This window comes from Acidovorax sp. LjRoot204 (assembly GCF_056175785.1).
Window position 1 is genome coordinate 1 of sequence record NZ_JBGFFF010000164.1, and the last position, 9,367, is coordinate 9,367.

At 65.8% G+C, this 9,367-nt stretch carries 10 protein-coding genes; all 10 read right to left on the reverse strand.

Annotated features, from left to right (window positions below; translation table 11 throughout):
* Positions 1-203 (reverse strand): hydantoinase/oxoprolinase N-terminal domain-containing protein (locus AC04MI_RS20850; protein ID WP_476498588.1); only part of this gene is annotated, 203 nt, incomplete at its 3' end.
* Positions 200-1,909, reverse strand: coding sequence for a hydantoinase B/oxoprolinase family protein (locus AC04MI_RS20855; protein ID WP_436077268.1), 1,710 nt, complete (start codon positions 1,907-1,909; stop codon positions 200-202). The genes AC04MI_RS20855 and AC04MI_RS20850, both read right to left, overlap by 4 nt.
* Positions 1,902-2,411: a LeuD/DmdB family oxidoreductase small subunit gene (locus AC04MI_RS20860; protein WP_436077267.1), complete on the reverse strand. Its 510-nt coding sequence runs from the start codon at positions 2,409-2,411 to the stop codon at positions 1,902-1,904. The genes AC04MI_RS20855 and AC04MI_RS20860 overlap by 8 nt, the downstream gene beginning before the upstream one ends.
* Positions 2,408-3,697, reverse strand: coding sequence for a 3-isopropylmalate dehydratase large subunit (locus tag AC04MI_RS20865; protein WP_436077266.1), 1,290 nt, complete (start codon positions 3,695-3,697; stop codon positions 2,408-2,410). The genes AC04MI_RS20860 and AC04MI_RS20865 overlap by 4 nt, the downstream gene beginning before the upstream one ends.
* Complete coding sequence (locus tag AC04MI_RS20870; protein WP_369816973.1) at positions 3,694-4,656, reverse strand: Bug family tripartite tricarboxylate transporter substrate binding protein; 963 nt, start codon at positions 4,654-4,656, stop codon at positions 3,694-3,696. The genes AC04MI_RS20865 and AC04MI_RS20870 overlap by 4 nt, the downstream gene beginning before the upstream one ends.
* 84 nt (positions 4,657-4,740) lie before the next feature.
* Positions 4,741-5,478 (reverse strand): ABC transporter ATP-binding protein, encoded by a 738-nt coding sequence (locus AC04MI_RS20875; RefSeq protein WP_476498589.1) that lies wholly within the window; start codon positions 5,476-5,478, stop codon positions 4,741-4,743.
* Entirely contained in the window at positions 5,475-6,236 is a 762-nt protein-coding gene (locus tag AC04MI_RS20880; RefSeq protein ID WP_056744787.1) for an ABC transporter ATP-binding protein, read from the reverse strand. Before AC04MI_RS20880 ends, AC04MI_RS20875 begins: the two co-directional genes overlap by 4 nt.
* A complete protein-coding gene (locus AC04MI_RS20885) occupies positions 6,226-7,197 on the reverse strand; it encodes a branched-chain amino acid ABC transporter permease (RefSeq protein ID WP_056744784.1) in 972 nt (323 codons plus the stop codon). The genes AC04MI_RS20880 and AC04MI_RS20885 overlap by 11 nt, the downstream gene beginning before the upstream one ends.
* Positions 7,194-8,066 (reverse strand): branched-chain amino acid ABC transporter permease, encoded by an 873-nt coding sequence (locus tag AC04MI_RS20890; RefSeq protein WP_056062878.1) that lies wholly within the window; start codon positions 8,064-8,066, stop codon positions 7,194-7,196. The genes AC04MI_RS20885 and AC04MI_RS20890 overlap by 4 nt, the downstream gene beginning before the upstream one ends.
* A 96-nt stretch (positions 8,067-8,162) precedes the next feature.
* Positions 8,163-9,365, reverse strand: a complete 1,203-nt coding sequence (locus tag AC04MI_RS20895; protein ID WP_476498590.1) for an ABC transporter substrate-binding protein — start codon at positions 9,363-9,365, stop codon at positions 8,163-8,165.
* Positions 9,366-9,367: the final 2 nt, after the last annotated feature.

Genomic DNA, 9,367 nt, shown 5'->3' on the forward strand with positions numbered 1-9,367 from the left:
ATGGTGGCGATCTGCGCGGCCGAGTCGGCCACGCGCGCCACGCCGTTCATGAAACCGCGCGCCTCCTCGCCCCGGGTGCTGGGCACCTTGACGATGCGGGCGCTGCCATCGCGCTCGTCCAGTACAAACAGGTCGGTGAACGTGCCGCCCACGTCCACACCCACCACATACGAAGCCTGATCCGAAACCTTGCCGCTGCTCATGCCTTGCCTTTCGCTGTGGCGGGGGCAGTGACGTAGCCCATCGCCAAATCCTTATCACGCGCTGCTGCGGCCCGTGCGGCCGGCACACCGTAGCCACCGCCACCGGGGGTTTCCAGCCGCACGCGCTCGCCCTGCTTCAGGCGGATGCCGATCATCTTGGAGCGCATGGGTGGCTGCTTCCATTCACTATTGTTTTCATAGCTGAAGACGTTCATGGAACCGGCGCTACCGCCCGAAATGCCTTGGGGTGCGGCCTTGCCGCGCTCGCCAAAAATGAACACCTCGGCGTCCTGCTCCAGCAGCTCGATTTCATAGATCGCACCCAAGCCGCCGCGGTGCTCGCCATCACCGCCCGAATCAGGGCGCAGCGCCCATTGCGTAAAGCGCACGGGGTACGCAGCCTCCAGAATTTCGAGCGGCGGGATGGTGGCGGTGGAGATGGGCGCATTGCCATGGCTCAGGCCATCGCCATCGCTGTGCCCGCCGTGGCCGCCGCCAAAGAAGCTGAACATGACCCATCGCTGACCCTTGCGCGCGGCGTCGGTGCGCAGCCCGGCGATGGACAGCGCGTTGATGGTGCCGTAGGCCTGGGCCATGGCGCGCTTGGGGTCGGCCTGCGCTGTGGCGCTGAAGATCACATCGATCATGCGCAAGATGGTCTCGGTGTAGCCACCCACGGGGCGCGGCCGTGCGGCGCTGATGACCAGCCCCTCGGGCAATATAAAGTCCACCGCGTCCAGCACACCGGCATTGGCAGGCACATCGGGAAACAAATGCTTGAGCGCCACGTAGCACGCCGCAATCGCCGTGGCGCGCGAAATATTGACCGGCCCGGCGCATTGCGGCGAGGTGCGCGAAAAGTCGAGCGTGAGACGCTCGCCCTGCACCGTCATGTCGAGGGCGATGGTCAGCGCCTCATCCTTCACGCCGTCGTTGTCTAGGATGTCGCTGAAGCTGTAGCGCCCGTCGGGCAGCGCCGCGATGTGCGATTGCATGAGCTTGACGGCGCGCGTGCGCAGCTCGCCCATGGCCTGTTGCACCAGGGCGTCACCGTATTGGTCCAGCAGGTCGTGCAGGCGCCGCTCGCCCAGGTCCAGCGCGGCCAGCTGACCGTTCAGGTCGCCCCACAGGCTGTCGGGCAGGCGGGTGTTGGCCTTGAGGATGGCGAGCACATCGTCATCGAACACGCCGCTGCGCACGATGCGCACGGGCGGAATTTGCACGGCCTCTTGCCAACATTCGGTAGCGGCCGGGTTGTAGTTGCCGGGCACATTGCCGCCTACGTCGTGCCAATGCGCGGCCGATGCCAGAAAGCAGTACAGCGTGCCACCGCGAAAGAAGGGACGCACCAGCTTGAAGTCATTGGCGTGTGTGCCGCCTTCGTAGGGGTCGTTGAACAGCCAGGTGTCGCCCGCTGTGATGCCACCTCGCTCGCCCGCTGCCCGCATGGCAGCACGCACGGCGAAAGCCATCGCCCCCACAAACACGGGCAGGCCCGATTTGCCCTGCACCAGCGTGTCGCCACTGACGGCGTCGTACAGGCCGTGGCAGGCATCGTGCGCCTCGGCAATGATGGGGTTGAACGCGCTGCGGTACAGCGTGGCATCCATCTCGTCGGCGATCTGCTCCAGGCGGCCGCGCAAGACAGCCAGGGTGACAGGGTCCATCGAGGGCGGTGCGGTGGTGGTGGTGTTGTGTTCAGCCATTGACGGCCTCCTTGCCAAAGCGGGTGCGCAACTGGTTCAGCAGACCGCCAGCGCGCACCATGTCCATGAGAAACGGGGGAATCGGATCGCAGGCCAGCGCGCGGCCCTGGGGGGTGATGACAGCGGGCGCTTGCCAGTCGAGCGTGACGGCATCGCCGTCACCCAGCGCACCCAGTGCATCGGCCTCGGCGCAGGTCAACAGCAGCAGGCCCAGGTTGAAGGCGTTGCGAAAGTACAGGCCGCTGAACGACGGTGCGATGACCGCGACGATGCCCAGCCGCACCAGCACGGCGGCCGCCTGCTCGCGCGAGGAGCCAATGCCGAAGTTGGGGCCAGCCACGATCACATCGCCCTTGCGCACGCAGCCCACGAAATCGGGCCGCACCGATTCGAGGCAGTGGCGCGCCAGCACGTCCAGGCCGTGCTTCATGGCATGGCCGGGGGCGAGTACATCGGTGTCGATGTCAGCGCCCAGTTTCCAGACCCTGTGGGTGTTTTTCATACCAGTACCTCGCGGGGGTCGGTGATGCAACCGCGCACGGCCGATGCCGCCACGGTGTACGGCGACGCCAGATACACCTGCGCGGTGGCCGAGCCCATGCGGCCCTTGAAGTTGCGGGCGGTGCTAGAGATGACGGTGGTGTTATCGCCCACCGTGTCGCCATAGCCTGCGCAGGCACCGCAAGTGGTCGGGAACAGTTCGGCCCCCGCGTCCTGCAGCACCTGCAGAACGCCCTCGTCGCGCGCAGCGGCCTGGTCCTGCTGGCTGGCAGGGGCCACCATCAGGCGCACTCCACTGGCCACGCGTTTGCCACGCAGCACCGAGGCGGCAGCGCGCAGGTCGTCCAGCTTGGCGCCCGTGCAGGCGCCGATGTAGGCCACGTCGATGCCCTGCCCTGCGTGCTGTGCCACGGGGGCGGCGTTGGCCGGGCTGTGGGGCGCGGCGACCTGCGGCGTGAGCGTGGTGGCGTCGAAGGTGTGGCGCGTGAGGGCTGCGCCTTCATCCGTGCGCCAGGCATCCAGCCCCTGAAGGTCTGCGTCGGGCACTCCCGCCGCCCGCAACCACTCGCGTGTGGTGGCGTCGGGGGCAATCAGCCCGGCCTGGGCGCCCAGCTCGGCGCTCATGTTCGAGAGCGTCATGCGTTCCTGCATGCCCAGCGCCTGCACGGCGGGGCCGGCAAACTCCACGGCCTGGTACTGCCCGCCGTTCATACCAAAACGGCCAATCATGTGCAGCATCATGTCTTTGGCCGTCACGCCCTGGGCCAGCTGTCCGCTCCAATGCATCTGCAGGGTGTGGGGCACGCGCAGCCAGATTTCGCCGGTCACCACCACGCCCAACATCTCGGTGCTGCCGATGCCAAACATGTAGGCACCAAAAGCACCGCCTGTGGGCGAATGCGAGTCGCCGCCCACGCAGAACATGCCGGGGCGGATATGTCCGTGCTGGGGCACCACCACATGGCAGATGCCCTGGCCGTCATACACATGGGGCAAAGCCTGCTCGCGCGCCCAGTCGCGGGCGATGCGCACGATGCGGCGGGATTCTTCGTCGCGCTCGGGCAGGTAGTGGTCCATGACAAGGACCACGCGCGATTTGTCCCAGATCTGCGCGCCCAGTTCGTCGAGCATGGGCTTGAGGCGCCGGGGGCCGGACGAGTCGTGGAACATGGCGAGATCCACCCGGCAGTTCACGATTTCACCGGGTGTGACGCTGGCGCGGCCGCTGGCGCGGGCCACCAGCTTCTGGGCCAGGGTGCTGGCCACAACATCAGGGGTGGCGGTCATTCGGGTTTGGCTCCGGCAAACTTCACCACCTTGGCCCAGCGCGGGATTTCAGCCTGCACAAAGCGCGCAAACTCGTCCGGGCTGTTGCCCACGGGCACGGCACCCTCCAGCTCCAGGCGCTTTTTCACGTCGGGGGTGGCAATGGCCTGGCGTGCGGCATCGCTCAGGCGCTTGGCCAGCTCGGGGTTCATCTGCCCCGGGCCAAACAGGCCAAACCAGGCGCTGGATTCGTAGCCCGGCAGCACCTCAGCAATCGCAGGCACATCCGGAAAGGCGGGCAGGCGCTTGGCACTGGTCACGCCCAACGCCTTGAGCTTGCCCGCGCGGATCTGCGCCTGTGCATTGCCCACGGCGGCGAACATCAGGTCGACCTGCCCGGCCAGCACATCCTGCAACGCTGGCGCAGTGCCCCGGTACGGAATGTTGACGATGTAGGCGCCCGACTGCATCTTGAAGGCATCGCCCGCCAGATGCAGCGATGAACCCACCGCGCCAATCGCAAAGTTGAGCTTGCCAGGCTTGGCCTTGGCCAGTGCGATCAGCTCACGCACATCTTTGGCAGGCAGCGTGGGGTGGGCCACCAGCACCGAGGGCGAGGTGGCCACACAGGTCAGCGGGGTGAAGTCCTTGACAGGGTCGAACGGCAGCGAGGGGTAAAGGCTGGCGTTGATGGCATGGCTGGTGAAGCTCATGAGCAGCGTGTTGCCATCGGGTGCGGCTTTGGCCACCGCGTCGGCGGCAATGTTGCCGCCCGCACCGGGCCGGTTCTCGACGATCACGGTGCGGCCCAGCAGGCGGCCCATTTCGATGGACAGGGTGCGCGCCAGGGTGTCGGTGGAGCCGCCGGCCGGGGCGCCGACCAGGATGCGGATGGGCGCGGACTGGGCAAAGGCCCGCCCGCCCATCAGCACGGCCGGCACAGGGGCAAGAGCTTGGAGGATTCTGCGGCGTTGGATCATGGTGTGGTGTCTCCTTCTTCAGTCACAGCGCAGGCATCACCGTGCCTTGGTCAAACGGGATGGCACGGGCGAGGAGCATGGGATTCAAAGGCCCAGATAGGCGCGGCGCAGGTCGTCGCTGCGCAGCAGTTCGTCGGGCGCGCCAGAAAAGCGGATGCTGCCGTTTTCCATCACGTAGGCACGGTCCGCAATCTCCAGCGACTGGCCCACGTTCTGCTCGACCAGCAACACTGCCAGCCCGGTGGCACGCAGCTGGCGAATCAGGCCGAACATCTCCTCGACCAGCAGGGGCGACAGGCCCAAAGATGGCTCATCCAGGATCAGCAGGCGGGGTTCGGCCATCAGGCCCCGGCCAATGGCCAGCATCTGCTGCTCGCCGCCGCTCATGGTGCCCGCGAGCTGGGTGGTGCGCTCCTTCAGGCGTGGAAAGGTGGCAAACACCTTGTCAATGTTGTCGGCCCGGCGCTCCCGCGCGCGGGTGAAGCTGCCCAGCGAGAGGTTTTCGAGCACGCTGAGGTTCGGGAAAATTTTGCGCCCTTCGGGCACCTGGATTAGCCCGGCCTTGACAACCTCGGTGTAGTGCGCGCCGCTCAGGTCCGCACCGCCAAAAGCGACAGTACCGTCCCAGGCCTTGTAAATGCCACACACGACGTTGTTGARGGTGGATTTGCCCGCGCCGTTGCTGCCSAGCAGCGCCACSGTYTCRCCGGSSTGSACCTGCAGGTCSACGCCSCGCAGSACCTCGACGCGGCCGTAGCCGCCGCGCAAGCCCGCCACGCTGAGCAAGGGGCTGGATGCGGACGATGGGACGGCGCTGCTCATGCGGCCTCCTTCGCGGCAGCGGCACGCAGGCGCGCCGCCGTGCCGTGGCCCAGGTAGGCCTCGATCACGCGCTCGTCGGACGTCACCACGCCCGGGCTGCCCTCGGCAATCAACTGGCCCTGCGCCAGCACCCACACATGCTCGGCCAGGTTCATCACGGCCTGCATCACGTGCTCGATCATCAACACGGTCACGCCACCATCGGCGATGCCGCGCACCACGGGAATCATCTCGGCAATCTCCTGGGGATTAAGGCCCGCCAGCACTTCATCGAGCAGCAGCAGGCGCGGTTGTGTCGCCAGCGCGCGCGCCAGCTCCAGCCGCTTGCGGCCCGCCACCGTGAGGTCGGCTGCAGGCTTGTCCAGCTGGGGCGACAAGCCCACGCGGGCGGCCACGTCGCTCGCCAATGCCAGCGCCGCGCGGCGGTTGGGCTCCTTCAGGTGCGCGCCCACGGCAATGTTTTCACGCACGGTTTGTGCCGCAAACGGCTGCACGATCTGGAAGGTGCGCGTCATGCCCAGCCGGGCATTGAGATGGGGCGCCTGGGCGGTGATGTCCTGGCCTGCGAAGCGCACCGTGCCTGCGTCGGGCCGTACAAAGCCCGACATCAGTGCAAACAGCGTGGTCTTGCCTGCGCCATTGGGGCCGATCAGCGCCGTTAACGAACCTTCTGGCACCGCCAGGCTCACGTTTTGCACGGCTTTCAGGCCGCCGAAGGATTTGCTCAGGCCACTGAGCTGCAACAGGTCATTGGCCATGGCGGCCTCCCGAACGTTTCCACACCGCCACCACCGACTGCCCAATGCCTGCGATACCACGCGGCAGGAACATCACGATGAGCACCAGCACCACGCCGTAGATCACCATGTTGATGCCTGGCAGCTGCCCGAACAGGTTGCGCGTGATGTCGGCCAGGATGTGCAGCACCAGGGCGCCCAGCACSGGCCCCCAAACGGTGCCGATACCGCCCACGATGGCGGCCACCAGGGCCTCTACCGACGTGACGGAGCCGTAGGCAATGCCCGGGTCGATGTACTGGAACACCTGCACATAAAACGCACCGGCAGCGCCCATGAAACCACCCGACAGTGCAATCGCGCCCATCTTCACGTTGAAAGGATTCACGCCAATGGCGCGCGCCGCGTCTTCGTTGTCGCGCACGGCCTGCAGCCAGGCACCAAAGCGCGAGTTCTTGAGCCACCAGCTCACCAGCAGCGCCAGCGTGACCAGCGCCAGGATCAGAAACACATAGCCCTTGCGCGATCCGAACTGCATGTTGCCCAAAGATTCCTTGAGCGGCAGCATCAGGCCCACACCCGCCCCGGTGAACGGCACCGACAGCGCCAGGATACGGAACACCTCGGCAAAGGCCAGTGTGACCAGCGCAAAGTACGAACCCTTGAGCCCGTAGCGGAACGACAGCCCGCCCACGAACAACCCCACCAGCGCACTGCCCGCCACGGCCATGGGCAAGGCCACCCAGGGGTTGATGCCTCCTTGCATCTGCGCAATGGCCTGGATGTACGCTCCCGTGCCAAAGAACAGTGCATGGCCGAACGAGAACTGCCCGCCAAAGCCGCCCAGGATGTTCCATGCCTGGGCCAGCAAGGCGGCGTAGAGCGCCATCATCACGAAGTTGAGCAGCACGCCGGAGTCCGACACGCCCGTCACGGCCGCCACGATGGCCGCGAACACTCCAATGGTCCAGAGTTGCTTCATGCCTTGGCTCCAAACAAGCCCTGCGGGCGGAACAGCAACACCGCGATGAAGATGGCAAAGATGCCGATCTGCCCCAGCGATTCGCCCAGATACAGGCCGCCCAGCGACTCCACCACCCCAATCAGCAGCCCACCCACCAGCGCGCCACTAAAGCTGCCCATGCCGCCCAGCACCACGATGGTGAAAGCCACCAGCACAAAGCCGCTGCCCACCTGCGGATTCACGTAGTAAGCCGGTAGCAGAAAGCACGCGGCCGCCCCCAGGCAAGCCAGGCCGATGCCAAAGCTCATCGCGTACACGTGGTCCACGTTGATGCCCATGAGCTTGGCGCCATGCTTTTCCTTGGCCACGGCACGGATGGCGCGGCCCAGGTCGGTCTTGCCGACGATCCAGAGCAAGACGCCCGACACCACCAGCGCCCCGGCAAAGGCCACCAGCTTCGGGAGCGCAATCATGGCGGGGCCTACAGCGACGGTGGTCAGCGTGTAGGCCGTTTCGATGGTGCGCGTGTCGGACTTGAAGAACAGCAGGGCGAGGTTCTCCATCACGATGGAGATGCCCAGCGTGACCAGCAGGATGTTCTCGTCCTTGCCGTGGCTGGCGCGGTTGATCACCAGGCGCTGCAGGCCATAGCCCAGGGCGAACATGCCAGGCACCAGGATGGGCAGCGCCAGGTAGGGGTCGAGCCCGAAGTGCTGCTTGAGCAGGTACACGGCGTACAGCGCCAACATCAGCGACGCGCCATGCGCGAAGTTGATGATGTGCAGCACGCCGTAGATCAGCGTGAGCCCGAGCGCGATCAGTGCATAGACCGCGCCCGTCGTCAGGCCGTTCAGGAGGGAGGGAAAGAGGATGCTGAGCTCGAACATAGGTGTGGAGTCCGGCGTTGAGGCAAAGGCGCGGCCTGGCGCTCCGCGTGGGAGCGCCCCGCAGCCCCTGCATTCAGGGCCGAAAAGTGGTGGGTGTCAGGCCTTTAGCGGGAAGAGCGGGTCCGCTTCGCGATAGTCGCGCGGGATGATGACCTTGATGTCCTTGTTCAGCACCTGGGTCATGAGCGGCTGGGCACCCTGGTTCTGTCCRTTGACGAAYTTSGTCGGGCCGTACGGCATGATGTGATCGGCAAAGGTGCTCTTTTCCAGTGCGTCGATGAGGGCGGCACGGTCCATCGACTTSGCGCGCTCCAGCGCATCGGCCAGCAGCCACATCGAGGTGTAGGTCATGAASASCTCGTAGCTGAAGAACWGGCCCTTGGCCTCSACSCGCTTSYKCAGSTCCTGCGMGCGCTTGTCCTTSGGGTTGAACCAGTGGTTGCAGTCGATGATGCCGTTGGCMGCGTCCGGAAACTCCTTSACGAACTTGTAGCTCGAYGCSGCSCCRCCCARCACCGAGWAGATCGCCTTGGGCGTGACCTTTTGCTGCTGCATGGTGCGCACCAGCAATGCGTATTCGTTGTAATAGTTGGCGGGGATGACGATGTCAGGGTTGATCGCCTTCATGCGCAGCACGATGTTGTTGAAGTCGCGCGTGGGGTTGGCGTGCTTGACGACTTCCTTGACCTCGTAGCCGTAGCCGGGCAGCTCACGCGCCAGCAGCTGTGCAGTGCCGGTGCCAAACAGCGATTCTTCATGGATGATCATCACTGTTTTGGCGGGCTTGCCTGCCGCCGTGTTCAGCACATGCAGGTTGGCCACGGCGGTCTCGGCGCATTTCTTGTAGCCGGGGCCAAAGCGGAAGGTGTTCTTGAGGCCGCGCTCCACAATCTGATCGGCCACGCCCACATCCACGATGTGCGGCAGGTTGTACTTGGCGGCGGCCTGCGTAGTGGCCAGGCAGATGGCCGAGGCAAACGCCCCCACCACGGCGGACACGCCCGCTTCATTCATCTTCTCGACCTCGGCGGCACCGGCCTGAGGCTGTGACTGCGCATCGCCCAGCAGGGCTTCGAGCTTGGCGCCGCCCAGAGCCTTGATGCCACCAGCCTTGTTGATGTCTTCAATGGCCATCATCGCGCCTTCGCGGCATTGCTGGCCCGAATAGGCCAGTGCGCCGGTCACCGGGTGCAGCACCCCCACCTTGACGGACTTGGCCTGCGCCCCGCCCACCAATGGGAGGGCCAGCGCCGACGCGGCGGCAGCCGACTGGGACATGAAATGGCGGCGAGTACTCATGG

Bases quoted from the DNA above. Each gene is read 5' to 3' on its own strand.
- AC04MI_RS20855 (WP_436077268.1), bottom strand. From the start codon at position 1,909: ATGGCTGAACACAACACCACCACCACCGCACCGCCCTCGATGGACCCT.
- AC04MI_RS20860 (WP_436077267.1), bottom strand. From the start codon at position 2,411: ATGAAAAACACCCACAGGGTCTGGAAACTGGGCGCTGACATCGACACC.
- AC04MI_RS20865 (WP_436077266.1), bottom strand. From the start codon at position 3,697: ATGACCGCCACCCCTGATGTTGTGGCCAGCACCCTGGCCCAGAAGCTG.
- AC04MI_RS20870 (WP_369816973.1), bottom strand. From the start codon at position 4,656: ATGATCCAACGCCGCAGAATCCTCCAAGCTCTTGCCCCTGTGCCGGCC.
- AC04MI_RS20880 (WP_056744787.1), bottom strand. From the start codon at position 6,236: ATGGCCAATGACCTGTTGCAGCTCAGTGGCCTGAGCAAATCCTTCGGC.
- AC04MI_RS20890 (WP_056062878.1), bottom strand. From the start codon at position 8,066: ATGTTCGAGCTCAGCATCCTCTTTCCCTCCCTCCTGAACGGCCTGACG.